Here is a 24,399-nt window from a genome sequence, read left to right as displayed (position 1 = left end):
TACTGGAGTGCCATGTCCCTTGACCCGATCACAATCAATGACAACGGCGCCTGGTGCTGGTTTCAGGACGAGCGGGCCCTGGTGGATCCCGTTGCCAACACCCTGCTGGTGGGTTCGGTGGCTGCTCCGGAAGGCCCCGGCGGCGAAAGCCGTGGCGGCAACATCGAAATTGCAGTCCTGGACCTGGCAACAGGCCAGAGCACGGTACATGTCCTGCACCGGAAGCTGGAGCCTGACGACCATGACGCTCCTGCGTTGCTGATCAGGCCGGACGGCCGGTACCTGGCCATGTACGCCAAGCACAAGACAGACAACTTTTCCCGCTGGCGGATCTCCACGCGGCCCCACGACGCCTCCGAATGGGGGCCTGAACAGTGCTTCGACTGGACGGAACTGGCCAACGGGCGCGGCGCCACCTACTCCAACCTGCACCGGCTGGACTCCGAGTCCCGCGTGTACAACTTTGTCCGGGCCATCAACGACGACCCGACCCTGATGGTGTCCGAGGACGACGGCACCAGCTGGCGCTTCGGCGGCAAGCTCTTTACCCGGCCCAAGGTGGGCTACGTCAACGGCTACACGCGCTACTTCGGCAACGGCAGTGACCGCATCGACCTCATCACCACGGACCACCACCCCCGCGACTTCAACAACAGCATCTATCACGGCTTTATCCGCGACAACGCTCTGCACGACGGACAGGGCCAGGTGGTGTCCAAGCCCCTGCTCGGTTCCCCCGGCATCAACCAGAGCTCCCTCACCACGGTTTTCCAGGCAGGCACCGAACTCGACGGGCACATCCTCACCCACGGCTGGACTGTGGACCTCCGCGGCCAGGGTTCCCAGCTGGCCGCGATCATCAGCTGCCGGGCAAACGATGTCAACGGTGCCCTTGAGCGGGAGCAGCGGCTCGACGTCGACGATCACCGCCTGCTCTACGCGCGCTTCGACGGCACCCGCTGGCAGCTGCACCATCTCGCCGCCGCCGGCCCGGCCCTGCTCCCCCACGAACAGGACTACACCGGGCTGGGCGCGGTGGATCCCTACGATCTGGACCGGGTGTACATCTCCGCTCCGCTCGATCCCCGGACTGGGGAAGCCACTGCACACTACGAGATTTACACCGGCTTGACCCGGGACGGCGGCGGCACGTGGGACTGGGAGGCAGTGACCGCCGACTCCCAGGTGGACAACCTTCGTCCAATGGTGCCGCCCGGAGACTCTGCGGTGCATGCGGTGTGCTGGTTCCGCGGCACCATGCGCTCCTCGCAGGCCTACGAAACTGAAGTCGTGGTGCTTCCCCTGTGACCTGATGCCAAGGGCGCTACGCCTGTCCCCTCCGTTGCGGCGCGTCGATCACGCGCGGAATGTACTCGAGCAGCTGGAGGCGCCCGTCAAAAGTCCTGCTGTCCACCATCTCCAGGGCAACGTCAGGGTAGCCGTCATAGATCCGTTCGCTTCCGGTGCGGCCGGTGATCAGGGGGAAGACGACCAGGCGGAAACGGTCCACCAGGCCCGCTCCCATCAGGGACCGGCAAAGGCTGAGGCTGCCCAGGGTACTCATGGGCCCCGCATGGGTTTGCTTCATCCGCCTGACGGCCTCAACGGCGTCACCGGCCACCAACTCGGAGTTCGGCCACTGGAGGGGCGCCGTCAGGCTGGAGGAAAAGACCACCTTGGGAACGGCAGCGAGGCCCGTCAGCGAAGCGCTCTCGTCTTCCGAGTAGCCTGTACCCCCGGCCGCGGCATCCTCCGACATCCCGGACATGAGGCGGTAGGTGTTGGCCCCCAACAGATAGGTGCGCTCCGTACGTGCCTCCTGCTGGAGCCAGGCCAGGTACTCCGGCCCTTCCAGGCCCCACCAGCCCGGCCAGCCCTCCCCGGAGGCACAGCCGTCCAGCGTGATGATCAGGTCCACCATCAGCTCGGCCATGGCGGGTCAGAACCAGTCGCCGTCGGCGTAGGCGCTGCGGACGTGGGCGCGCAGGTACTCGCCCACCACTGCGGCGCCCAGGTCGCCCACCTCGGGCGCCACCACGCGGCCATCCACGCGGTGCGCCATCCGCTGGATGAACCGTTCCAGGCCCGGATCGTTCCCCAAGCGGAAAAAGGTGGTCTGCACCCCCATGCGGCCAAGCCGGTCCAGTTCCCCGACGGTGGCCCGGATGGTTTCGGCATCCGGCGGCCAGTTGAACCAGGAGTCCCCATCCGGCAGCAGGTGCGCGGTGGGTTCGCCGTCCGTGACCACCAGCAGGACCGGCTGCATGGACGGGTGCTGGCGGAAGAAGCGGGCCGCCAGCAGCAGGCCGTGGTGCAGGTTGGTTCCCTGCTCGCGCAGGGCAGGCAGTGCCGTCAGTTCCCCTATGTCCATGGACTGCGCGTAGCGGCCGAACGTGATCAGCTGCAGCCGGTCGCCCCGGAAACGGGTGGACACCAGGTGGTGCAGCGCGAGCGCCGTCCGCTTCATGGGAACCCACCGCCCCTCGGCGGCCATGGAGAAGGACACGTCCACCAGCAGGGCAACGGCGGCCTGCGTCCGGGCTTCCGTCTCCGCTACTTCGATGTCGTCCACCGCCAGCCGCAGTCCGCGGGCCGGGTCGCCGCCGTCGGCCATGGTCCGCCGGATGGCGTTGGTCATGGTGCGGGTGACGTCCCAGGGTTCGGCGTCGCCGAATTCCCACTGCCGGCTGGACCCGGTCAGTTCACCCGCGGCCCCTGCCATCCTGGTGTCCCGGCTGCCCTGCCGCCCGGACAGCTGCCTGGCGGCGTCGCGCAGCAGCGACTTCCCCAGCCGCCGCATCGCCTGTGGGGACAGCCGAAGGTCGCCGTCCGCCCCGCGCCGCAGGTAGCCGCCGTCCTGCATGGCCCGCTCAATCTCCGCAAGCGTCCTGGCGCTTACCGCGGCGTTCTCGCCGAGCTGGCGGGCAAGGGCGTCCAGGTCCAGGTCATCCAGCCGGGAGCCGTTGTAGCTTTGGGACAGCTGCTCAGACAGTTCGTCGAGTTCCGCGATGTCCTGGAGCACTCCGGTGCCGTCGCCCAGTCCCAGGCCTTCCTGTCCTTCGAAACGTTCCGATCCATTCCAGTCCTCCCCCGGCCGCAGCGCCTGCAGGGCGGCGTCGAGGTCGCTGAGCTGGGCCATGAGTTCGGGCGAGCCGAAGGCCTGGGCAGACAGGCGCATCAGCTCATCACGCTGCTCCGGGGACATCGACTGCAGGAGCCGCTGGGCAGCGGCGGCGCGCTGTGCCAGCGCGTCCACCAGCTCCTCGACCGACTGCGGGTTCTCCGGAAAGTACTGGCCGTGCCTGGCCATGAACTCCTGGAAGTCCGCCTCCGTGTCTTCGCCGCGCCGGTGCTTGCCCAGCAGCTCGTTGAGGTCCCGGAGCATGGTGCTCACAGCCTCGCGGTCTTCATCGGTGGCGCTCTCCAGCGCCTGCTTCATCCCGGCGAACCGCTGCTCCAGGACTTCCCGGCCCAGCAAGTCCTTGATCTGTTCGTACGCTTCGCGTGCTGCACTGGATTGCCAGTCGTAGGACGCCAGCTCATTGACGGCCGCGGCGGTGGAGTGCGGCAGGTTCTGCAGCTGCATTTCCCGGAAGGCACGGTCGGTGTTGTCCATCATGGCGTCCCGGGCCAGCTGCTTGCGTTCTTCCAGCACGGCAGTATCCAGGAGTTTCTTCACTTCGTCCAGGGTGCCGTCCAGCCGGTGCCGGCCGAGCAGGTCGTGCCGCCGCTGCTGGACGCGCCGGGCAAGGTCATCCAGCCCGTCGCGGTTCCGGCCGCCCCGCCGCAGGAACTCCTGCAGGGCGTGGCGCGGCGAATAGCCTGCCATGACGTCCTCGGCGACGGCGTCGAGGGCCTCGGCCAGGTCCACCGGCGGGGCAAGCGGATCGGGGCCGCCGGTGTACCGGCCGTATCTGGCGGACCGTTTGTGGATGGCCATGGTGCCTCCTGGGCTTAGCCGTAAATGGTTTCCTCGTCGTCGGACTCCTTGGAGATCCGCCGGCCAAGGTACAGGCCTTCCAAGGCGAGTTCGACGGCGGCGGCCCGCTGGCCGTCGTTCACCGCACCGAGGCGCCGGCCAATTTCGTCGTAGAGGCCGGAGCCGTTCAGCGACGGGAGGTTGCCAAGGAACTCCCGGGCTGTAACCTGCTCGCCGGTGCTGACGGTCCGGTGTCCATCGAGGGCGGCGACGAGCGGTCCCATGTCCAGCCCCTGGAAATGGGCCCTGACCGCTTCGGCTGTGGCGGTGCGCAACAGGTGGTCAAGGACGCCCTGCTCCCGCCCTTCTTCACCTGATTCGAACTCGATCTTGCCGGTGAGCACCTCCACGGCGGGTTCCAGGTCGATGATCCGGGCCACGGCCTGGTCCTCACCCCGCAGGCTGGCCCGGCGCAGGGCCGCGGCGGCGATGGTCTCCGCCCCGGCAATGGCGAACCGGGCGGAAACACCGGAGGTCTGGTTGATCGCCGGCGACTGCCGCAGCGCCCTGGTGTAGCGGGCCAGGATCTCCAGGATGAATGGCGGGACATCCGCCACCAGGCGGCCCTCCTGCCGGATGACTGAGACCTCGTCTTCCAGTTCGATCGGGTAGTGCGTCCGGATCTCCGCGCCAAAGCGGTCCTTCAGCGGGGTGATGATCCGGCCGCGGTTGGTGTAGTCCTCCGGGTTGGCGGACGCGACCACCAGCACGTCCAGCGGCAGCCGCAGCACGTAGCCGCGGATCTGGATGTCCCGCTCCTCCATGACGTTGAGCATGGCCACCTGGATGCGTTCGGCAAGGTCCGGCAGTTCGTTGATGGCGATGATGCCGCGGTTGGAGCGCGGGATAAGGCCGTAGTGGATGGTTTCGGGATCGCCCAGGCGCCGGCCCTCGGCCACGCGCATCGGGTCCACATCGCCGATGAGGTCTGCCACCGACGTGTCCGGCGTCGCCAGCTTCTCGACGTAGCGCTCCGAACGGTGCCGCCAGGCAACCCGCAGCCGGTCCCCTTCGGTGACGGCGCGGGTACGGGACTGTTCGGTAATCGGTTCGAACGGATGCTCATTGAGCTCCGAATCTTCAATCACTGGGGACCATTCATCCAGCAGCCCGGCCAGGGTTCGGAGCAGGCGGGTCTTGCCCTGGCCGCGCTCGCCCAGCAGGACAATGTCATGGCCTGCAATCAGCGCCCGCTCAAGCTGCGGAATAACAGTCCTGCTGAACCCGTACAGGCCCGGCCAGGGGTCACGCCCCTCCGCCAGGGCGGCGAGGAGATTGTCGCGGATCTCATGGCGAAGGTCCTTGAGGACGTAGCCTGCCGCACGGAGTTCACCAACGGTGTAGATATCGGGGCGATCAGTCACCTCTCTACCGTAAGCCCCGCCCTGCGGCTAATCGAGAGATTCCTCCAGATTCCCAAGCGGCTGGCCGTAACGCTTGCCGCTCCCCGCGCGGCTACCGCTTGCCGCTCCCCGCGCCTCGCAAGCTCGGCACGGGGTCCCCTCGCGGCTACGCTTAGACGCAATGACACAGAGCACCTTGATCCTTTTAGTCCGCCACGGCCAGACGCCCACCACTGGTACGGTCCTGCCCGGCCGGGCCCCGGGGCTGCACCTTTCAGAGCGCGGGCGCGCCCAGGCCGACGCCGTGGCCGAACGCCTTTCCGGCCTGCCCGTGCACGCGATCTATTCCTCGCCGCTGGAACGGGCACGGGAGACAGCTGAACCGTCCGCTGCCCGTGCCGGGCTCACCATCAGCGAGGATGCCGGGCTCCTGGAGTGCGACTTCGGCGACTGGACCGGTGCGGCGCTCGCCGGCCTGACAGGCCTGCCGGAGTGGCAAACCGTCCAGCACAACCCGTCCGCTTTCCGCTTCCCCAACGGCGAGGGATTCTCCGGAATGCAGGCCCGGATCGTCGGCACGCTGGACGCCCTCCGGGCTGCCCACCCGGGTGCCGTCGTCGTCTGCTTCTCCCATGCCGACCCCATCAAAGCTGCCGTCGCCCACGCGCTGGGCACCCACCTGGACCTCTTCCAGCGGATCATGATCAGCCCGGCGTCGGTCTCGGCAATCTCCTACACCGACGGCCAGGCACCAGCCGTGCTTATGGTTAATTCGACGTCGGAACCCCTCAGCGGGCTGAGGGCGCCGTGACCAGGCGTGCATCCACGTGGAGCCCGTGGTGCCTGAACGTGAACTGACCCTCCTCACGGAAGGCCGCGTGGAGCTGCTGGGCCGCATCATGAGCGGCAGCAATGCCACCTTCCTCGCAGAGCTTTCGTGCGGGGATGACTCCGCCTGGGCAGTCTACAAACCAGTTGCCGGCGAACGTCCGCTCGCAGATTTCGACGCCGGCCTGCACCGCCGGGAGCGCGCCGCGTACCTGCTCAGCGAAGCACTGGGGTGGGGAATCGTCCCGCCCACGGTGGTCCGCGCAGACGCACCGCTGGGGGTGGGATCGTTGCAGTGGTTCATCGAAGGCGATCTCGGGGAGCATTACTTCACCCTGTACGAAGACTCCCCCGAAACGCACGGCGCACTGGCCAGGATCGCCCTGTTCGACTACGTGGCGAACAATACGGACCGGAAAAGCGGGCATGTGCTGCGGGGCGCCGACGGCCATATCTGGGGCATCGACCATGGCCTGTGCTTCTCCGCCGCCTTCAAACTGCGGACGGTGATCTGGGACTTCGCCGGCGACCCCATTCCCGAGGCCCTGCTCGACGACATCAGCCCCCTGGCCACCCAGGTGCCGGCCGATCTGGCCGAGCTGCTTAACGACGCCGAGGTGGCCGCGCTCCAGCGCCGGGTCCAGCGCATGCTGCAGGAACGGGTCCTCCCCGTGGACCGCACGGGCATGCGCTACCCGTGGCCTTTGGTCTAAGTGACGCAGGTGATGCTGTCCAGGCGCTTTTGATCGGGCCTCTAGTGGTCCTGTCCGCGGGACTAGGCTGCAGGCTTGCGCGGGTCCTGGCGCCCTTCCAATGCCGCTGCAGCCGCCGGGGCTGCCTGCTCAAGGTAGGCGCCGATATGGTCCAGCAGGTAGTGCTGCCCCTGAACGGTCGGATGGTCGCCGTCCGGACCAATCAGGTCGTCAAAATCATCGCTGATCCAGCCTTCGGCGATGGGGTCCACGAACTCCCCGCCGGCCTGCAGGGCAGCGGCTTTAAGTTGGTCGCTGATGTCCACCAGTCCGGGATCCGGGGTTGTGGTGTACGACGGCGGGCCCACCACGATGATTCTGGCCTCGGGGGCCAGGGTCTCCGCCCGGTCCATGGCGGCCAGGGCGGCGCTGCCTAAATCGGCCGGCGGGTAGCCCAGGTCATTCTCGGACCCGAAGAAAACCACGATCCCAGTATCCGGGGTGACGAAATCTTCAACCTGGCTGCCGAAAGTTCCGTTGTAGTCGCCCAGGCTGAGGTAGCCGCTTCCGTCCTCGGCGGCGTTGACCACTTCCAGGCCGGCCACCTCCGGGTCCTTCCGCATCAGCGCAGGCCACGCCTGCTGCGGAGAGGTACCGTGGCCGGTGCTCAGCGAGTCCCCCACCACCACCACGCGGACCGGAGGCGCCGCCGTGGCGGATGGCTGGGTCTGGGCGGCACTTCCCGATGTGATGGCCAGGAGGAGGGCAACAGCTCCGGCCGCCAAAAGACGCCCGGGATGCGAGTGGGGGTACGCATTTTGGTGCATGGGTACTGCCTCCTCCCTGGAAATGCGTGGCGGCAGCTGGGTCGCTGCCGCCGATATGTTCTTTGTCCGTGTCCAATCGTAGGCAATTGTGGGATCACTGTAGGGCGAAGGTGACCAGAATCAACAGGATGCACAGCGACTGCACAGGAAGTCTTAGGGCACTAGGTACCCCGCCAGCCTCCGTGGGGGGGCAGGCGCGCACCCGGCCGTCCCGCTGCGCTCGAGCAGCTACCCTTGACCCGTGCAGCAGCAAACCACCTGGAACCCCGCGACCAGCCTTTCCGTGCAGGCACCCGGCGTCTACTTCGCTGAAGGGCCGGCCGCCAACTGGATCGTGGTCCGGGACGGGACGGGATTCATCCTGATCGACAGCGGTTACCCCGCTGACCGCCACCACGTCCTCGCCTCACTCCGCCACCTTGGCCTGGACCCTGCCGACACCGTTGCGCTGCTGGTCACGCACGGCCGCGTGGACCACACCGGCTCGGCGGCGTACTTCGCCGAGGAGTTCGGAACCCCGGTGCTGTGCGCCCCCGAAGAACTGGCCCACGTGCGCGGAACGGAAAAGCACCAGGTCAGCCTTGCCCAGGTGCTGGGCCGTGCATGGCGGCCCCGCGTCATGCGCTGGATGCTGCACGCCATCAAAGCCGGGGCGCTGGCGGCCAAGCCTGTTTCCGGCGCGCAGGCATGGGACGCAGCCGCCCTCCGGGCGCTGCCCGGCAGGCCCGAAGCCGTCTCCCTGCCCGGCCATACCCCAGGCAACGCGGCACTCCTCCTTCCGGGGGCCGGCGTCATCGCCGTCGGTGATTCGTTTGTCACCGGCCACCCGATCAGCCGGAGCGGCGGGCCGCAGATGCTGCACAGGATGTATCACTCAGACCCGGCCGAGGCGCTGGCCGCCCTCCGGAAACTGGAGGGAGTTGACGCCTCGGTAATCCTCCCCGGCCACGGGCCCGCAGTGCGCCTCCCGTTGGGCGCGGCCCTGGCCGCCATACAGGGCCGGGTTCCTGAGGCCCCGTAATCCGGGCTGGACTGGCACGGCTGGGTCTAGAACCGTCCGTAGCGTGCCCGTGCCATGGAATACACGCCGTAGCAGATGAGTCCGGCGGCAATGGCGGCGAGAAGGAACACCCCGTAAGGCTGTGAGCCGAGGGCCTTCAGGCCGCCGTCGAGGCCCGAGGATTTGGATGGGTCGGCGGTGGCCGCAGCCACGACAATCAGGACACCGACGGCGGCGAGCACCACGCCCTTGGCCGCATAGCCGACTGTTCCAAGCCACTCAACGGCCGTGCGGGCACTGCCCGGATCCTGCAGGTCCTTCATGAACTTCCGGGAAACACCCCGATAGGCATAAAAGACCCCTGCCCCGACGATCGCCAGCCCCACGACAATGACAAACACCACCCCGGCCGGCGCTCCCATCAGCTTTGCTGTGAAGTCGCTGGCCGACTGGCTGGAGTTTTTGCTGCCACCGGCGGCGAAGACGGCAAAGGTGAAGGCCAGGAAACCGAACACCACGGCCTTGCCCACGGCGGTGGCCGCCTCTTTCACCTTCTTCTTGGACTCAGTCTCGCTGCGGGCACCATAAAAGGCTTCGCTGAACATCCACAAGGCAAGGGCGCCGCAGGCCACGGCGCCGGCCCACAGCAGGATGCCGCCACCGGGCTTGGATGCCAGGGTTCCAATCGCCCCCGACTGGTCGGCCTCGCCGCCCCGGCCCTGGACCAGTTGCAGGGCAATGACGCCGATCAGGATATGGACCAGGCCGATGAAGACAAATCCTGCCCGGGCCAACATGCGGACCGCCGGGCTGCGGCTCGCGGATGCGGCCTCCGATACTGCCCTGTTAGCTCCCTGCGACGCGTTGCCCATGGCCGGCCCTTCCCAAATATGTAGTTGATCTTCTCTTCCCCGGTCAGCTTCCCCCGGCCCGCCAGCGTCGCGGAATGCTTCAGTGTAAATCCGCCCGCGCCGGCCCAACAGGTCCTGAAATTCCGGCCATCTCCGGATCGGCGCTACAGTCGAAGCGGTGTACGCCAAACAGAGTCCCAACGAACTGACCGCCCTGACCCTACCCTCCATTGCGGCCGGCCACGCCGAAGACGGGTTTGTCCGGGTGCGTGGCGCCCAGGAAAACAACCTGCGGAACGTGAGCGTGGACGTGCCGCGGGATGCGATCGTGGCGTTCACCGGCGTATCCGGCTCCGGCAAGTCGTCCCTCGCGTTCGGCACCATCTACGCCGAAGCGCAGCGCCGGTTCTTCGAATCAGTGGCGCCCTACGCCCGCCGGCTCATCCAGCAGGGGCACAACCCCAAGGTGGAACAGATCACCGGGCTGCCGCCCGCCGTCGCGCTCCAGCAGCGCCGCGGCACTGCCACCTCCCGGTCCACCGTTGGAACCGTCACCACCTTGTCCAATTCGCTGCGCATGCTCTTCTCCCGCGCAGGCACCTACCCTGACGGCGCCCCTCCGCTGGACTCCGACTCCTTCTCCCCCAACACCGCGGCCGGTGCCTGCCCGGAGTGCCACGGACTGGGTACTGCCCACACCGTCAGTGAAGCCTCGCTGGTTCCAGACCCGTCCCTCAGCATCCGAGACGGCGCCATCGCGGCCTGGCCCGGTGCCTGGCAGGGCAAGAACCTGCGCGACATCCTGACCCACCTGGGCTACGACGTCGACACACCCTGGCATCAGCTGCCCCGGAAGCAGCGCGACTGGATCCTGTTCACCGAAGAACAGCCCGTGGTGGAAGTGACGCCGCAGCGGGACCGCGTGGCCAAGCCCTACAAAGGCCGGTTCTGGAGCGCCAAAAGCTACGTGATGCACACACTGCTCGATTCCAAGAGCCCTGCAATGCGGGAGAAGGTGCTGCGGTTCATGGAGACCGGACCGTGCCCCCGTTGCGGCGGGACGGGGCTCCGGCCCGAAGCCCTGGCGGTGACCTTTGCCGGCCACACCATTTCCGGGCTCAACGCCGTGCCCATGGCCGAACTGGCGGAGCTCATCCGCCCCACAACGGAATTGGCCGCCGCGGGGACCGCGTCCCGAAAGCAGTCATCCGAGTCCAACGAAGTGGCCGTGGCCATCACCCGCGACCTGCTGCAGCGCATCAATGTGCTGCTGGAGCTTGGCCTGGGCTACCTGGCGCTGGGCCGGCCCACGCCAACGCTTTCCCCGGGCGAGATGCAGCGGCTCCGGATTGCCACGCAGCTGCGCTCCGGGCTGTTCGGCGTGATCTACGTGCTGGATGAACCGTCCGCAGGCCTGCATCCCGCGGACGCCGAGCCCCTCCTGGCCGTGCTGGACCAGCTCAAATCATCCGGGAACTCGGTGTTCGTGGTGGAGCACAACATGGACCTGGTCCGCCGTGCAGACTGGCTGGTGGATGTAGGGCCCCGTGCGGGCGAAGACGGCGGGGAGGTGCTGTACAGCGGCCCGGTGCAGGGCCTGGAGGCCGTACCGGAGTCCGTAACGCGGCCGTTCCTCTTCCAGGCGGGACGGATCCAGGAGGCACGGCAAGCGGTAACGGTCGACGGCGGCGCTGACGCCGGCAAGGATGGGCCCCGGCAGGCCGCGGGCTGGCTTGAGCTGCGCGGTGTGAGCCGCCACAACCTGCGGGACCTGGACGCGGCTTTTCCACTCGGCGTCCTGACGGCAGTCACCGGTGTTTCCGGCTCCGGGAAGTCCACCCTGGTCAGCCAGGTCCTGGCGGGCGTGGCGGGCGCAGCACTGCGGACCGTGTCCGCGACCGCGCCCGTGCCCGCAGCCGAGGAGCAGGACCCGGATCCTGCCCAAGACAACGCGCCCCTGACCGTGGGCACCGTGACCGGACTGGAGCGGATCGACCGCCTGGTCACGGTGGACCAAAAACCCATCGGCCGCACCCCGCGCTCCAACCTTGCCACGTACACCGGACTGTTTGACGCTGTGCGCAAGGAGTTCGCTGCCACCGATGCTGCCAGGAGCCGGCGGTTCGGTCCCGGGCGCTTTTCGTTCAACGTGCCCGGCGGGCGCTGCGAAACCTGCCAGGGCGAAGGGTTCGTGGCCGTGGAACTGCTCTTCCTGCCCGGCAGCTACGGTCCGTGCCCGGAATGCCACGGCTCGCGCTACAACCCGGAAACCCTCGAGGTCACCTACCAGGGCAGGACCATTGCCGAGGTGCTGGGCATGACGGTCGACACCGCCGCGGGCTTCCTGGCTGGTGTTCCCGCCGCCGCCCGCTCCCTGCAGACGCTGCAGGACGTGGGGCTGGGCTACCTCCGGCTGGGCCAGCCCGCCACCGAACTCTCCGGCGGTGAGGCGCAACGGATCAAGCTGGCCACGGAACTGCAGCGCGCCCGGCGCGGGCACACGCTGTACCTGCTGGATGAGCCCACCACGGGACTGCACCCAGCGGACGTCCAACTCCTGATGGCCCAGCTCAACCGGCTGGTGGACACCGGCAACACCGTGATCCTGGTGGAACATGCGATGGATGTGGTGGCCGCCGCCGATTGGGTGATGGACCTGGGGCCCGCCGGTGGCGACGCCGGCGGGCAGATCGTCGCCGCCGGCGACCCAGCCGCCGTCGCGCGTTCCGCCAACAGCCGCACCGCACCCTACCTGGCCGCCGCACTCGACGCCCGCTCTGCGGCCCAGGACCGGTAGCCGCCGGCAACCCTTGCCCTCCTCCCCGCCGGCGCGTATCACTGAGGGATGCGTTTACAACGCGGCGCCCTTGCCAGTGACGCGCTTCAGGGCCGCGTGGCGGTGGTGACCGGCTCATCGCGCGGCCTCGGCTTTTCCATGGCACGCGCCCTGGGCCTGCACGGCGCAACGGTGGTGCTGGCGTCCAGATCGGACGACGGCGTTGCTGCCGCCGTCGGACGCCTGCAGGCTGAAGGCATCGCGGCGTCGGGGAGGCCCTGCGACACCGGAGAGCCAGGGGACGTCGAGGCGCTCCGGGACGAAGCCCTCAGCCGGGGAACGCTGGACATCTGGGTCAACAACGCAGGCGTGTCCGGCGTGTTCGGGCCGACGGCCTCCACGCCCGTGGCCGGCTTCACGGACGTGGTGCGAACGAACATCCTGGGGACCTTTCATGGGGCCCGCGTGGCCTTGCCGGTGTTCCTTGCCCAGGGCCACGGCGACCTGGTCAACCTGTACGGCCAGGGCGACCGCGGACCCGTCGCCCTGCAGAACGCGTATGCGTCCAGCAAGCGGTGGGTCCGCCAGTTCACGGAGACGCTGCGGCTGGAAACCAAAGGCACCGGCGTCCGGGTGCACGGCATGAACCCAGGGCTGGTGCGGACCGACCTCCTGGGCCGGGTGACTTCCCAGCCCGGGTACCAGCATCGCCTGGGCGCCCTGCCGGTGGTCGTCGGGCTGTGGGGCCAGAGCGCCGACGAAGCTGCATGGCCCATCGTGGACCTGGTGACCTCCGATAGGGCGGAATTCCGGTTCCTGACCAGGCGGAGGCTGGTGACGCACGGACTGCACAACGTCCTGCGCGGCAGCCTGCGCCGGACGCACCGGATGCCCATGGAGGTCACCGTCCTGGAAGCGCCGCAGCAGCCGCTTCCAATGGTGCGCCCCTCACACCGCGACAGCCCCTGACCGGCTTTGGCTACAGCTTTTTTCGCTGCCGGGCCAGAAAGCCCTTGACCCGGCCCTGGAACTCAACGGGATCCACTGCGGGCCCCGGTGTTGCCCGGCGGCCGGCTTCCGTCAGCAGGCCCAGACCCGCATTCACCGCTGCTTTTGATGCCCGCAGGGAAGCCGCCGAAAGCCCTTTCCAGTTGTCGAGGATCGCTTCCAGCGCCGCATCGGCGTCCTCGTCGGGGGCGAGGGTGGTGATCAGGCCTGTGGACCAGGCCTGGTCGGCCGTCAGCATGCGGCCGCCAAACAGGAGGTCCTTGGTACGCGACGGGCCTATCCGCAGTGCCATGCGGTTGGCAAAGGTGGCCGGGACCAGCAGGCCCAGGCGTGCCACGGGCATCCCGATGCGGGCCGACGGCGTGAGCAACTGCAGGTCGCAGGCGAGGGCCAGCTGGCAGCCCCCACCGGCAGCCGCCCCCTCTACAACAGCCACGGTGGGAACGGGCAAGTCCTCGAGCGCCTGCAGTGCACCCTCGATCACGCGGAACGTCCGGCTGATTTCCGCGTCCGTCCGCCCCTCCCATTCGCGCACGTCAAACCCGGAGCAGAACACTCCTCCCCTGCCCCGCACCACGACGGCGCGAAGGGACGGGATGGCCGCCAGCCGCTGGACCGCGCTCCCCAGCTCCTGCCACTCGGCGCGCCCAAGGGCATTGAGCCGTTGCCCGCTGCCGAAGGACAGCGTCGCGACAGATCCCACCTCTTCAAGGCTTATGGTGGCGGCCATACGTCGGCTTTCCTCCCTTATTTCGGGTGCCGCGGAGTCCGTGGCGTGGAGCTGCCGGGCCATTGGGATGCCCGGATCCGCGGAAGGTCCTGGATGGGACCCATGGTGGCCCACTCATCACCGCCAAGCCTCGAGAGCGGATCAAGCCCGGTGACGTCGGGGTGGCCGCTGCGGAGCACCCCGGTTGAGACTGATCCGTGCACCACCACCCCGAACACCAGGACGCAGTCGCCCATGGGCAGGGTCTGATGCAGGGAACACTCCAGGACCGCCGGGGACTCCTTGACCCGGGGCGGCCGGACCACTGCACTGGGCTCGCGGGTAAGGCCTGCGGCATCAAACTCGCTTACGTCGGGACTGAAGTTCGTGCCGGTGGCATTGACCTCCTGGATCAGCGTGGCCGGCGCGAGGTTCACCACGAACTCCCCCGTCGCCTCGATGTTCCGCAGCGAGTCCTTTTCCCCGACGGAGGTGAACTGGATGATCGGAGGGTCCACCGAGGCAACAGTGAAAAAGGAGTGGGGTGCCAGGTTGTCCACCCCCGCCGGGGACGTGCTCGAAACCCAGGCGATGGGCCGTGGAACAACCACCGACGTCAGGAACTTGTAGAACTCCCGCGGGCCCAGCTGCCCGGGGTCGAAGTCAGATCGCATCCGGCCTACAGGTTCCTGGGGGCCGCGGCGGCAGCGGCGTCCTTGGCCAGCGCCCCCTTGGCCCTGGGCAGGAAGATCAGGGCCATCATGGCGATGACGCAGCAGAGGATGATGTAAAACGAGATCGACGTCGAGTTTCCGTAGTTCGCCAGCAGCGCCGCCGCAATCAGGGGCGCGGGACCACCGGCGATCACGCTGGCCAGCTGGTAACCCAGCCCGGCGCCGGTGTAACGGATGTCGGTGTCGAAGCTTTCCGCGATCAGGGCAGCCTGCGGGCCGTACTGGATGTCGTGCAGGATCAGGCTGACCACGACGGCGACGCCCACCCACAGGGCGTCCCGGGTGTTCAACAGTCCAAAGTAGGGAAATGCAAACAGTGCCGTGAGCACGATCCCGGTTCCGTAGACGCGTCGCCGGCCGAAACGGTCTGAAAGCCGCCCGAACAGTGGCACGCTGATCAGCCCCAACGCCGCTGCGATCAGCGTGTCATCGAGGATGGAGTTGCTGTCCAGCTTCAGCTGCTTGGTGGCGTACGTGATTACGAAGGTGATGAACAGGTAGAAGGGTGCCTGTTCCGAAGTGCGCACCAGGGCGGAGAGGAGGATCTCCTTGGGCTGCCTCCGGATCACCTCGATGATCGGGGCCCTGACCACCTTGTTGGACTTCCGGACGGCATCGAACTCGGGGCTCTCAATGACCCGCAGGCGAACGAACAGGCCCACACCAATCAGGATGATGCTCAGAATGAACGGGATCCGCCAGCCGTAGGCGACAAATCCCTCGGCGCCGGTGGCGGCAGTCGTCAGCCGGACGACGCCGGTGGACAGGACCAGTCCAAGCGGCACGCCGATCTGCGGCCAGGAGGCGGACAGGCCGCGGCGGGCCTGGTCACCCCATTCCATGCTCAGCAGCACCGAACCGCCCCACTCGCCGCCCACCCCGATGCCCTGGATGATGCGCAGCAGTACCAGCAGGACCGGCGCGGCAACGCCGATGCTTTCGTACGTGGGGAGCAGGCCAATCAGTACGGTTCCGAAAGCCATGAGGAAAAGCGTGGCCATGAGCGTCGTCTTGCGTCCGATCCGGTCACCGAAGTGGCCGAAAATGGCCGCGCCGATGGGCCGGGCCACGAAGCCGACAAACTGCGTGCCGAAAGCCGCGAGCACACCGGCGAAGGCTACTTGGCCCGGAAAGAACAGCTGGGGAAACACCAGGGCGGCGGCAGTTCCATAAAGGAAAAAGTCGTACCACTCGATGGTTGTACCCACCACACTCGCCACGGTGGCGCGCCGGACGGCCTGCTCCCGGGTCACTCCTTGAATACTCATCATCACTCCATTGGTCAGATGTAGTAGGGCGCCGGCCTGGCTTCGAACGTCGGATATTTGAGCTTCCGGAATCAGGCCGCTGGACCCGCAATGCGGTTCTCCAACCCATGGTGCGGGTCCTTGTTGCCTATGTCAACGATTATCTTGACCGGGCGCGGCGCCATAGAATGACGACTCACGCACGGGAAAATCACTGAAGACAAGGGATATAGACGTTGGCGTCAGAGCGAAGCAGCGGATCCGCGCAGCCCCTCCTGGTGCTGCGCAAAGTCAGCGAGATTTTGAACTGCTTTTCCATTGAATTTCCGGAACCAACCCTCCAGCAGATCGTCCGGGAGACGGGACTGCCGTCAAGTACCTGCCAGCGACTGGTGCAGAACATGGTGCGGGAAGGGTTCCTTGACCGCGACGGAGACCGCTACCGGATCGGACTGCGCCTGGTCCAGTGGGCCACCCCGGGAACCTTCGGCCTCGATGTGGTCCGCCTGGTCCATCCCTTCCTGCAGGAACTGCGTGACCGGACCGGAGAGACCGCTTGCCTGTATATGCGGGACGGCCCCTTCCGTACAGTGGTTGCCGTGGCCGAGACCCGTCACGTGGTGATGCGGCCCTTCCTCGTGGGGCAAGTCATGCCCATGCATGCCGGGGCTCCGGGAAAGATCTTCCTTGCCTTCGATCCCGAAGCCCGCCGGGCCCTCGAGGACGCGGAACTGACGAGTTATACGCCGGCGACGCCGGATACGTGGGAGAAACTCGACAGCCAGGTCAGCAATGCGAAAGCCGTTGGCTACTATGCGGCCTTCGGCGAGCGGAACTCCGACGTAGGCTCCATCAGCGCTCCGGTCTTCAACCACGCCGGGCGCCTCGCTGCGGTCCTGGGCGTCGGGTTTCCCACCCAGCGCGTTGGCCCGGACGACGTCGGGCGGCTGGGTCCGGCGGTGGCGGAGGCCGCCAGGGCGGCCAGCGCAGCCCTCGGCTACCTGGAGAAAAACCTCCCTTCCTGACTGGTCCTGCCCCGGAGGCCGGACCCGGCGACGGAAGACGGGTTGCCGCCGTCGTAAGCGTTTTTCCGTTGCCGCAGGCAAATGTCCGCCCAACTCTGGACTCCGGGGCGGGCCCCAATCAGACTGTCTACAACAGCTGGCCGGAAACGCCTGAATCGAGGGCACTTCAGCGGTGCGGTAAAGGACGGCTGCAATTGTTGGGGCTATACCGTGATGCCCATTCACGGCATTGAAAGGATCTGGTTATGCCGGACTTTGCACCGTTCTTCCCGCTTATTGCCACTATTTTGGCGGTTCTCTTTGCCATCGCCTTTATCTGGGTGGCCACAAAACTGATGTGGAAAGTGGCTGAGCCCAATGAGGCCCTCATCATCTCCGGGCTGACCCGCGGAACACTGGAAACCCGGGAAGGAATGGACTTCAAGATCGTCACCGGCAAAGGCGCCCTGGTCCTGCCCGGCCTCCAGACGGTGCGGCCTCTGTCACTGACATTGAATGAAACCGAACTCAAGGTTTCCTGCGTTACTTCCCAGGGCATCCAGGTCATTGTGGAGGGTGTGGTCATTTACAAAATCGGTGATGCCCCGCCCTTTATCGCCAATGCCGCCCGCCGTTTCCTGGGCCAGCAGCCAAAAATGGAAAGCCAGGTATATAACGTCTTCGAGGGACACCTGCGCTCCATCATCGGCAGCATGACCGTAGAGGAGATCATCCGCGAACGGGACAAGCTCGCTTCCCAAGTGCGCAGCGCCAGCGGGGTGGAGATGGAGAAACTGGGCCTGGTGGTGGACTCCCTGCAGATCAAGGACCTCCAGGACCCAACGGGCTACATCCAGAACATCGCCAAGCCGCATATCGCCCAGGTGAAGATGGAGGCCCGGATCGCGGAGGCCACCCGGAACCGGGAAGCGGCGGAAAAAGAAGCGGAGGCGGCAGCGTTGATCGCGGACGCACAGAGCGCTTCCGCAATCAGGCAATCCGTGGCGCAGGCCAACGCCGAGCGCGCCAGGGCCAACGCCTCCCAGGCCGGGCCGCTGGCCGAAGCGACGGCAAGGCAGCAAGTGGTAGTCCAGGAAACGGAGGTGGCCAAACTCGAGGCAGACCGGGAGGAGCAGAAGCTCCAGACCATCGTCAGGAAGCCGGCGGATGCCAAGGCCTATGCCACCCGGACCGAAGCGGAGGGCAAGAAGGCTGCGGACATCAGCGCCGCGGAGGCACTGGCCCGCCGTACCGAACTGGAAGCCCAGGCCAACGCGCGGCGGACGGAGCTGCTGGCCCAGGCCAACGCCACCGCAGCCGCTGCCACGGCCGGGGCCACCAAGGTCACCGGCGAGGCCGAAGCCACGGCAACCAGGGCCAAGGGTGACGCCGCTGCCTCCGCGATCAAGGCCAAGGCACTCGCCGAGGCGGACGGCATCAAGGCCCGCGCCGAAGCCTTGGGCACCAACCAGGACGCAGTCATATCCCAGCAGCTTGCCGAGAACATGCCAGCCATCATCGCCGCGGCGGCCGAGCCTTTCTCCCACGTGGGCAACATGACCGTCCTGAACGGCGGAGAGGGCGTCAACCAGATGCTGGGCGGAATCCTGGCCCAGGCAGGCGACTACCTCCCCGCCCTCGCGTCCGCTCTGCGCAAGGGTGAAGACGCCAAGCACCCGGCCAGGGCACAGGGCTCCTAGAGGGCATAAGGGACCTGGATGCGCAAGAACGTTGACCGAAGCCTGACCGGAAAGATCGGCCGGGTGACCGGGCGAATTGGCCCGGACACCATCGGCGAAGTCATGCTGCCCTATCTTGGCGGCATCATGGCCTTTCATGCCCACCCGTTCGACAAAGCCAGAGACTTCCCGGTGGGTGATGAAGTGCTGGTGATCTACTTCGACCCGCCGCAAACGGTGTACGTGGACGAACTGCCGGACGTGCTCAAGCACACGGAGTAGCCTGACGCACTTCCCCGGGCTGTTCCGGAGGTACTACCGGCCGCCCTCCATCTTGCGGCTGCGCTGCTCCTGGGCCATGGGCCCGTAGGGGTAGACGCCGGTTTCGGGCCGGCTGGCCTGCGTGAGCCGGGAGACTTCGTCGGCGGTGAGTTCCAGTTCGGCGGCGGCCAGGTTGTCAGCCAGCTGCTCCGTGGTGCGGGCTCCCAGGATCACGGAGGTCACTGCAGGCCGGTCCGCCAGCCAAGCCAGCGCCACCTGGGAATGGCTCACGCCGTGGGCAGAAGCAATCTCCGCAACGGCGTCGAGAACGGCCCAGGTCCGAGGGTTCTCGTTGCGCGCCTTCCAGGCCTCCATGCCGCGTTCCGGGTTTTCGCCGAGCCGGGTTGCACCGGACGGGCGCTGGTCCTTCTTGTACTTTCCGGACAGCCAGCCGCCGCCCAGCGGCGACCAAGGCAGCAGGCCAACTCCGGCGTCGAGCGCGGCCGGAACGATTTCGAACTCGATGTCCCGGACCAGCAGGCTGTACTGCGGCTGCAGGCTCACGGGCGGATTCCAGCCCTGGCTGCGGGCCGCGTGGACGGCCTTGGTGAGCTGCCAGCCCAGGAAGTTGGAGAAACCGTAGTAGGCGATCTTGCCGCTTGCCACCGCATCGTCCAGGAAACGGAGCGTCTCCTCCAGCGGAGTGATCGGGTCCCAAGCGTGCATCTGGTAAAGATCAATCTGTTCCACGCCCAGGCGGCGGAGGGAGTTGTCCAGGGCGCGCGTAAGGCGCCGGCGGGACGTCCCGACGTCGTTCGGTGCCGTCCCCATGGGGAAGCGCCCCTTGGTGGCGACCACGGCGCTGTCCCTGGCTTCGGGCCGTTTGGCCAGCCACCGGCCGATGATTTCTTCGGACACGCCGGCGCTGTACACGTCCGCGGTGTCAATGAAGTTGCCGCCGGCCTCGAAGTAGCTGTCCAGGATGGCATGGGAGGTTTCCTCCGTCGCCTCTGCGCCGAAGGTCATGGTGCCCAGCGCGTAGTTGGTGACGATAGTGCCGCTGTGTCCTAGGGTTCGGTACTGCATGGGTTCCTCGCGATCAGTTGGGGTTGGGCGGAAAGGTGCGGGCGGCCGCGTCCGTGGTGGTGGTGCGGATCCGGTACAGGCTGGTGGTTGCCGTGAGGTAGAGGTCCTGCCCGTCGGGACCGCCGAAGCACAGGTTGGACACAGTTTCCGGCACGGCGATGGTGTGCAGGAGGTCGAAGGACGGCGAATAGATGCGGACCGTGGGTCCGGCCGAGGTCCAGATCCTGCCCTTGACGTCCACCCTCAAACCGTCGGCCGGGTAGCCGTCTTCCAGCTCCAACATGCCTGTCCGGGGACCGCAGTGGCCCTGGCGCACGGTGTAGGTGGCGATCCGCAGGGGCACGCCGTAGCGGCGGCCGGCGGTGTCCGCGACGTAGAGGACCGACTCGTCAGGCGAGAAGGCCAGCCCGTTGGGGTGCACCAGGTCCGGAATGACGGCAGTGAGTTTTCCGGTGGCCGGCTCAAAGCGGAAGACGTTGCAGCCGCCGTACTCCTGCTCGCCCTCGTGGCCTTCCCTTGTCCCCGGCAGAATGCCGTACGGCGGGTCCGTGAACCAGATGCTGGAGTCGCGGGCCACCACCACATCGTTGGGTGAGTTCAGCCGCCGGCCCTCGAATGAGTCCACCAGCGCGGTTACTGTCCCTCCGCTGTCCCGCTCCACCCGGCGCCGGCCGTGGCTGCACTGCACCACGCTGCCATCGGCGTCGAGGGTGCGGCCGTTGGTGTATTCGACGCCCACGGCGTATTCGCGGGTAGTCCCGGAGTCAGGGTTGAACTCAAGGATGCGGTCATTCGGGATATCGCTCCAGCGCACGGTCTGCGACGACGGCACCCACAGAGGTCCCTCGGCCCACACGGAGCCCGTGTAAAGGCATTCAAGCGGGCCGGTGGTGAAGTCGTTAACCATTGGAGCTCCTTTGCGGTCCAGGGGTCGGCCGTGGCGTGCCCGGACAGGACGGGCCCTCCGGCGCCGGCACAGGCACCACCCTAGCGCCAGCGATTACAACGACGGCGTTCCCGCGCCGGATCCTGCAGGATATGGTCTTCGGATACAATCGGCTGTCGGCGGGCCCCACCCGCCCCGATTCCCCATGCAGGGCGGAGGTTGACAGCGTTTTGTATGGAGGGGAAGCAATGAGGCACGCCGCGGTTAAGGGCCGCCGGACACACACCCGGAACAGCCATGGCCCCAGGCCCGACATCCAGGGCCTTCGCGCGCTGGCCGTGGGGATCGTGGTGATATACCATCTCCGCCCGGAAGCCTTGCCGGGCGGTTTCGTAGGAGTCGACGTGTTCTTCGTCGTCTCGGGTTTCCTCATCATTGGCTCACTTGCAAGGGAAGCCGCGAAGAAGGCGTCCATCTCCGTCCTCGACTTCTACGCCCGGCGCATCCGGAGGCTGTTCCCGGCGTCGGCAGTTGTTCTGGCCGCTGTCCTGGCCGGCACTGTCCTGCTGCTTGCCCCAAGCCGCTGGCAGAACATCTCCTCCGATGTCCTGTTCTCGCTGCTCCAGGTACAAAACTGGCACCAGGCACTTTCTGCTGCCACCTATGCGGGGGCGACGCAGGAAGTATCTCCCCTGCAGCACTTCTGGTCACTCGCCGTCGAGGAGCAGTTTTACCTCGTCATCCCGTTCTTTTTCCTTGGCCTGATCGCCGCGGCCCGCGCTGCCGGGCAAAAAGCCGGCCGGTTCATCGTGCCGGCCCTGTCCGTGACTGCCCTGGCGTCGTTCATTTACAGCATTTACCTAAGCGGCCATGAGCACACCATGGCGTACTTTGCCACCACCACCAGAATCTGGGAACTCGCCGTCGGCGGCCTCGCGGCCCTTCTCCCAACCATGCTGAAGGGCTCCGCCCGTCTTTCCGCGCTCAGCGGGTGGCTGGGCGTCTCCGCCATTATCGTGCCGGCCTTCCTCTTCAGCACCGACATGGCCTTCCCCGGCAGCATCGCCGCCATTCCAGTGCTCGGCACCGCCATCCTGCTGCGTACGGGCACCCTGTCAACGGCCGTTCCCTGGTCCGCGTCAAGGGTCCTTGGCATCCGGCCTATGACGTTCGTCGGAGACGTGTCGTATTCCCTGTACCTGTGGCACTGGCCCGTCATCGTTTTCGCTGTGGCGCTGTTGGGCCGCACACCGCGCATCAGGGAAGCACTTATCCTCGCCGTCGTGAGCCTTGCCCTCGCCGCCGCCTCCTACCACCTTGTGGAGCAGCGCTTCCGGCACCACTCGGGGCCCGCCGGCTGGCGCGCCTACCGACAGGTCTACGCGATGGCGCTTTGCGTGGCGATGGTGGTGTCTGTGGCGGCGTGGGCGCCCTGGCAGGTGATCGAGTTCAAGCGCGCGCAGTTGTCCACCGAGCTGTCCGACCACGATTACCCCGGCGCGCAGGCGTGGTCTGCCCGGCCCGCGCCGGTCCCTGCCGGCCTGCCCATCCGTCCTGATCCCTCTGTTGCCATGCAGGACGTGCCTGCCACAAGCGCCGGGGCCTGCGGGGTGTACGACCCCGCCCTGGTGCCCGACACGGATTGCTGGTTCGGGTCCACCGGACAGCAAGGTGCCCCGGTTGTGATGGTTGTCGGGGATTCCCATGCCGGCCAGTTTGTGGACCCGCTCATCGCCGTCTCACGGAAGATCCCGCTCAGGATCCACGCCATGGTGCGCAACGGCTGCCCGTTTACGCTGACGCCGCCGCGGTCTGCCGCCACCGTCTACACCAACTGCTCCGCGCAGAACGCTGTGACGGCGGAGAAGATCGCGGCAGCAAAACCGGACCTTGTCCTGGTTGCGGGAATGCGTGAAGCGGGGTACCGCAAGGCACTTGGATGGTCCTGGGGGCCCGATGCCCCGCTGCTGGATGGTTATGTCCAGTCCCTTTCCCGCCTGCGCGCTGCCGGGCTGCGCGTCTCCGTCGTCGCCGACCTGCCATATCCCCAGGGCAACCCGGTTGAGTGCGTTCAGAAGCACGCCGACGGCGGCGCCTGTGCCACACCCGCTTCGGAGGCCCTTTCTGACGGTGAGGACGCGCTTGTGTCGGCAGCCGGCCGGATCGACGGCGTCGACGTTGTCAACCTGTCGAAGCTGTTTTGCCGGGACGGCGTTTGCCCTGCCGTCATCGGCAATGTTTTGGTCTACCGGGACAACCACATGACGAACACCTTCGCGAAGTCACTGGGGCCGGAGCTGGCCGTCGCCCTGGGCCTGGGCTAGGGGCGCAAGGGAAGCGCGCCGCAGCCGCAGGGGCTGGCCGCTGACCCGGGTGGTGGCTTGGCGCGGTGCGGGACCTGTGTTCAAGCCCGGCTGGGCCCTTCGCCCCTATAGTCCGGGCTTGGCCAACGAAAGACTTGATGCATGCAGTCCGCCGTTACCTGGAGGTGGGTGTCATGTCGGATACGAAGCTGGGTGGAACCGCCCGGGCTTTGCCACGGATTGCCTGGCCCGTGTTCCTCGTCGGCGCGATACTGCTGCTGTCCCTCGGGAACCCCGCAGTCTACGGTTTCGGCGTTCCCGTTGCCGCCCTGGTTTTGGCGCTCATTGTGCCCATGTCGCGGCCCCGCTGGGCCGGACATCCTGACTGGCCTGACGTCGGCGCCGTAGCGGCGCTCTACGTGGGCGTCGTGGCCCTTTTTTGGCTGGCGTTCAGGGTCTTCACGCAGGGAAACACGCTGGGGCTGTTCCTGTCGTTCGCTGCCGGCATGCTCCTCGGTGTCCTCGGTCCCATCGGATACAACACGTGGATCCGGCGGAGGTCCCTGGCCGCGTTGGGAATCAGCCGCAGAAACCTGGGCCAGGCGTTTGCCTTGGGACTCGTCCTCGCATCGGTGCAGTTCGTCATCACCCTTTGGGGGTACCCGCTTCCGCGCCCCGTCGACTGGGTGCCCCTGGCGGCCCTCGCCATCACCGTCGGGTTCTTCGAGGCAGTTTTCTTCAGGGGCTTCGTCCAGGCGCGCCTGGAAGCCAGCTTCGGCCCGATCCCGGGTGTGGCCGGCGCCGCCGCCCTGTACGCCGCGTACCACGTCGGCTACGGCATGGCCTGGTCGGAGATGCTCTTCCTTTTCGGCCTCGGAGTGGTCTACGCGGTTGCCTTCAGCGCCGCCCGGAACCTCATCGTCCTCTGGCCGCTGCTGGTCCCCCTCGGCTCCTTTTACAACAACCTGCGGGGAGGGTCCATCCAAATGCCGTGGGAAGCGATCCTGGGGTTCGTGGACGTCTTGGGCCTGATGGTGGCCGCCGTGTGGTTCGCCGCGAGGCATGAGCGGCGGCTTGGTTTGGCTGGAGTGCGGAAGTCCAGGAATTCCAAAGTGAAGCGTCATAGCTTACGACGGCGGGACTAATGACCCGGGGGCAGGCTTTGGTTAGGATCGAGGTTCTACGG

General features: G+C 67.0%; 21 protein-coding genes. 11 read left to right on the top strand and 10 right to left on the bottom strand.

Annotation, left to right across the window (positions count from 1 at the left end; translation table 11 throughout):
• The first annotated feature begins 12 nt into the window (after positions 1-12).
• Entirely contained in the window at positions 13-1,308 is a 1,296-nt protein-coding gene (locus tag JCQ34_RS08920) for a BNR-4 repeat-containing protein (RefSeq protein ID WP_286403895.1), read from the top strand.
• A 16-nt stretch (positions 1,309-1,324) separates the two neighbouring features.
• Here JCQ34_RS08920 and JCQ34_RS08915 read toward each other — a convergent pair whose 3' ends face one another.
• The 3 genes from JCQ34_RS08915 to JCQ34_RS08905 are packed head-to-tail and all read right to left on the bottom strand — an operon-like array spanning position 1,325 to position 5,343.
• Complete coding sequence (locus JCQ34_RS08915) at positions 1,325-1,933, bottom strand: dihydrofolate reductase family protein (protein ID WP_286403894.1); 609 nt, start codon at positions 1,931-1,933, stop codon at positions 1,325-1,327.
• A 6-nt stretch (positions 1,934-1,939) separates the two neighbouring features.
• Positions 1,940-3,940 (bottom strand): vWA domain-containing protein, encoded by a 2,001-nt coding sequence (locus JCQ34_RS08910; protein ID WP_286403892.1) that lies wholly within the window; start codon positions 3,938-3,940, stop codon positions 1,940-1,942.
• Between the two features lie 14 nt (positions 3,941-3,954).
• Positions 3,955-5,343 (bottom strand): sigma 54-interacting transcriptional regulator, encoded by a 1,389-nt coding sequence (locus tag JCQ34_RS08905; protein ID WP_286403889.1) that lies wholly within the window; start codon positions 5,341-5,343, stop codon positions 3,955-3,957.
• 160 nt (positions 5,344-5,503) lie between these two features.
• On the opposite strand from JCQ34_RS08905, the gene JCQ34_RS08900 reads away from it, so the two are divergent.
• Positions 5,504-6,133: an MSMEG_4193 family putative phosphomutase gene (locus JCQ34_RS08900; protein ID WP_286403886.1), complete on the top strand. Its 630-nt coding sequence runs from the start codon at positions 5,504-5,506 to the stop codon at positions 6,131-6,133.
• 28 nt (positions 6,134-6,161) lie between these two features.
• Positions 6,162-6,863, top strand: coding sequence for an SCO1664 family protein (locus JCQ34_RS08895; protein ID WP_286403885.1), 702 nt, complete (start codon positions 6,162-6,164; stop codon positions 6,861-6,863).
• 62 nt (positions 6,864-6,925) lie between these two features.
• Here the strand turns inward: JCQ34_RS08895 and JCQ34_RS08890 are convergent, their stop codons facing one another.
• Positions 6,926-7,669 carry an SGNH/GDSL hydrolase family protein gene (locus tag JCQ34_RS08890; protein ID WP_286403882.1) on the bottom strand — a complete coding sequence of 248 codons (744 nt, stop codon included), beginning with the start codon at positions 7,667-7,669 and terminating at the stop codon, positions 6,926-6,928.
• A 241-nt stretch (positions 7,670-7,910) separates the two neighbouring features.
• Between JCQ34_RS08890 and JCQ34_RS08885 the strand changes: the two genes are divergently transcribed.
• Positions 7,911-8,690, top strand: coding sequence for an MBL fold metallo-hydrolase (locus JCQ34_RS08885; protein WP_286403879.1), 780 nt, complete (start codon positions 7,911-7,913; stop codon positions 8,688-8,690).
• 26 nt (positions 8,691-8,716) lie between these two features.
• On the opposite strand, the gene JCQ34_RS08880 is transcribed toward JCQ34_RS08885, so the two are convergent.
• A complete protein-coding gene (locus JCQ34_RS08880; protein ID WP_286403877.1) occupies positions 8,717-9,541 on the bottom strand; it encodes a DUF1206 domain-containing protein in 825 nt (274 codons plus the stop codon).
• A gap of 184 nt (positions 9,542-9,725) precedes the next feature.
• Between JCQ34_RS08880 and JCQ34_RS08875 the strand changes: the two genes are divergently transcribed.
• Both JCQ34_RS08875 and JCQ34_RS08870 read left to right on the top strand, forming a co-directional pair.
• The gene (locus JCQ34_RS08875; RefSeq protein ID WP_286404393.1) at positions 9,726-12,317 is read left to right on the top strand and encodes an excinuclease ABC subunit UvrA; all 2,592 of its coding nucleotides are present in this window, start codon (positions 9,726-9,728) and stop codon (positions 12,315-12,317) included.
• Between the two features lie 48 nt (positions 12,318-12,365).
• Complete coding sequence (locus tag JCQ34_RS08870) at positions 12,366-13,265, top strand: SDR family NAD(P)-dependent oxidoreductase (RefSeq protein ID WP_286403874.1); 900 nt, start codon at positions 12,366-12,368, stop codon at positions 13,263-13,265.
• A gap of 10 nt (positions 13,266-13,275) precedes the next feature.
• Here the strand turns inward: JCQ34_RS08870 and JCQ34_RS08865 are convergent, their stop codons facing one another.
• From JCQ34_RS08865 to JCQ34_RS08855, 3 genes are read right to left on the bottom strand one after another with little or no spacing between them, the layout of a single operon-like run.
• The gene (locus JCQ34_RS08865; protein WP_286403871.1) at positions 13,276-14,034 is read right to left on the bottom strand and encodes an enoyl-CoA hydratase/isomerase family protein; all 759 of its coding nucleotides are present in this window, start codon (positions 14,032-14,034) and stop codon (positions 13,276-13,278) included.
• 17 nt (positions 14,035-14,051) lie between these two features.
• Complete coding sequence (locus tag JCQ34_RS08860) at positions 14,052-14,687, bottom strand: flavin reductase family protein (RefSeq protein ID WP_286403869.1); 636 nt, start codon at positions 14,685-14,687, stop codon at positions 14,052-14,054.
• Positions 14,688-14,692: 5 nt separating this feature from the next.
• On the bottom strand, positions 14,693-16,015 hold the full coding sequence (locus tag JCQ34_RS08855; protein ID WP_286403866.1) for an MFS transporter: 1,323 nt from the start codon (positions 16,013-16,015) through the stop codon (positions 14,693-14,695).
• A 215-nt stretch (positions 16,016-16,230) separates the two neighbouring features.
• Between JCQ34_RS08855 and JCQ34_RS08850 the strand changes: the two genes are divergently transcribed.
• The 3 genes from JCQ34_RS08850 to JCQ34_RS08840 all read left to right on the top strand — a co-directional run bounded on the left by JCQ34_RS08850 (position 16,231) and on the right by JCQ34_RS08840 (position 18,959).
• Positions 16,231-17,019 (top strand): IclR family transcriptional regulator, encoded by a 789-nt coding sequence (locus tag JCQ34_RS08850; RefSeq protein WP_286403864.1) that lies wholly within the window; start codon positions 16,231-16,233, stop codon positions 17,017-17,019.
• Between the two features lie 245 nt (positions 17,020-17,264).
• The gene (locus JCQ34_RS08845) at positions 17,265-18,698 is read left to right on the top strand and encodes a flotillin family protein (protein WP_286403862.1); all 1,434 of its coding nucleotides are present in this window, start codon (positions 17,265-17,267) and stop codon (positions 18,696-18,698) included.
• An 18-nt stretch (positions 18,699-18,716) separates the two neighbouring features.
• Complete coding sequence (locus JCQ34_RS08840) at positions 18,717-18,959, top strand: hypothetical protein (protein WP_286403859.1); 243 nt, start codon at positions 18,717-18,719, stop codon at positions 18,957-18,959.
• 33 nt (positions 18,960-18,992) lie between these two features.
• On the opposite strand, the gene JCQ34_RS08835 is transcribed toward JCQ34_RS08840, so the two are convergent.
• Entirely contained in the window at positions 18,993-20,024 is a 1,032-nt protein-coding gene (locus JCQ34_RS08835; protein ID WP_286403858.1) for an aldo/keto reductase, read from the bottom strand.
• 13 nt (positions 20,025-20,037) lie between these two features.
• Entirely contained in the window at positions 20,038-20,931 is an 894-nt protein-coding gene (locus JCQ34_RS08830; protein ID WP_286403855.1) for an SMP-30/gluconolactonase/LRE family protein, read from the bottom strand.
• A gap of 227 nt (positions 20,932-21,158) precedes the next feature.
• On the opposite strand from JCQ34_RS08830, the gene JCQ34_RS08825 reads away from it, so the two are divergent.
• Together JCQ34_RS08825 and JCQ34_RS08820 are read left to right on the top strand one after the other, a co-directional pair.
• Entirely contained in the window at positions 21,159-23,234 is a 2,076-nt protein-coding gene (locus tag JCQ34_RS08825; protein WP_286403852.1) for an acyltransferase family protein, read from the top strand.
• A 173-nt stretch (positions 23,235-23,407) separates the two neighbouring features.
• Positions 23,408-24,358: a CPBP family intramembrane glutamic endopeptidase gene (locus JCQ34_RS08820; RefSeq protein WP_286403850.1), complete on the top strand. Its 951-nt coding sequence runs from the start codon at positions 23,408-23,410 to the stop codon at positions 24,356-24,358.
• Positions 24,359-24,399 lie beyond the last annotated feature (41 nt).

It is taken from the genome of Pseudarthrobacter defluvii (assembly GCF_030323865.1).
In the GTDB taxonomy this organism is placed as follows: domain Bacteria; phylum Actinomycetota; class Actinomycetes; order Actinomycetales; family Micrococcaceae; genus Arthrobacter; species Arthrobacter sedimenti.
The sequence above is the reverse complement of the archived record's forward strand: the minus strand, read 5'-3'. Positions and strand labels throughout refer to the sequence as shown.

Bases quoted from the DNA above. Each gene is read 5' to 3' on its own strand.
- JCQ34_RS08920 (WP_286403895.1), top strand. From the start codon at position 13: ATGTCCCTTGACCCGATCACAATCAATGACAACGGCGCCTGGTGCTGG.
- JCQ34_RS08915 (WP_286403894.1), bottom strand. From the start codon at position 1,933: ATGGCCGAGCTGATGGTGGACCTGATCATCACGCTGGACGGCTGTGCC.
- JCQ34_RS08910 (WP_286403892.1), bottom strand. From the start codon at position 3,940: ATGGCCATCCACAAACGGTCCGCCAGATACGGCCGGTACACCGGCGGC.
- JCQ34_RS08900 (WP_286403886.1), top strand. From the start codon at position 5,504: ATGACACAGAGCACCTTGATCCTTTTAGTCCGCCACGGCCAGACGCCC.
- JCQ34_RS08890 (WP_286403882.1), bottom strand. From the start codon at position 7,669: ATGCACCAAAATGCGTACCCCCACTCGCATCCCGGGCGTCTTTTGGCG.
- JCQ34_RS08880 (WP_286403877.1), bottom strand. From the start codon at position 9,541: ATGGGCAACGCGTCGCAGGGAGCTAACAGGGCAGTATCGGAGGCCGCA.
- JCQ34_RS08870 (WP_286403874.1), top strand. From the start codon at position 12,366: ATGCGTTTACAACGCGGCGCCCTTGCCAGTGACGCGCTTCAGGGCCGC.
- JCQ34_RS08865 (WP_286403871.1), bottom strand. From the start codon at position 14,034: ATGGCCGCCACCATAAGCCTTGAAGAGGTGGGATCTGTCGCGACGCTG.
- JCQ34_RS08860 (WP_286403869.1), bottom strand. From the start codon at position 14,687: ATGCGATCTGACTTCGACCCCGGGCAGCTGGGCCCGCGGGAGTTCTAC.
- JCQ34_RS08855 (WP_286403866.1), bottom strand. From the start codon at position 16,015: ATGAGTATTCAAGGAGTGACCCGGGAGCAGGCCGTCCGGCGCGCCACC.
- JCQ34_RS08845 (WP_286403862.1), top strand. From the start codon at position 17,265: ATGCCGGACTTTGCACCGTTCTTCCCGCTTATTGCCACTATTTTGGCG.
- JCQ34_RS08840 (WP_286403859.1), top strand. From the start codon at position 18,717: ATGCGCAAGAACGTTGACCGAAGCCTGACCGGAAAGATCGGCCGGGTG.
- JCQ34_RS08835 (WP_286403858.1), bottom strand. From the start codon at position 20,024: ATGCAGTACCGAACCCTAGGACACAGCGGCACTATCGTCACCAACTAC.
- JCQ34_RS08830 (WP_286403855.1), bottom strand. From the start codon at position 20,931: ATGGTTAACGACTTCACCACCGGCCCGCTTGAATGCCTTTACACGGGC.
- JCQ34_RS08825 (WP_286403852.1), top strand. From the start codon at position 21,159: ATGAGGCACGCCGCGGTTAAGGGCCGCCGGACACACACCCGGAACAGC.
- JCQ34_RS08820 (WP_286403850.1), top strand. From the start codon at position 23,408: ATGTCGGATACGAAGCTGGGTGGAACCGCCCGGGCTTTGCCACGGATT.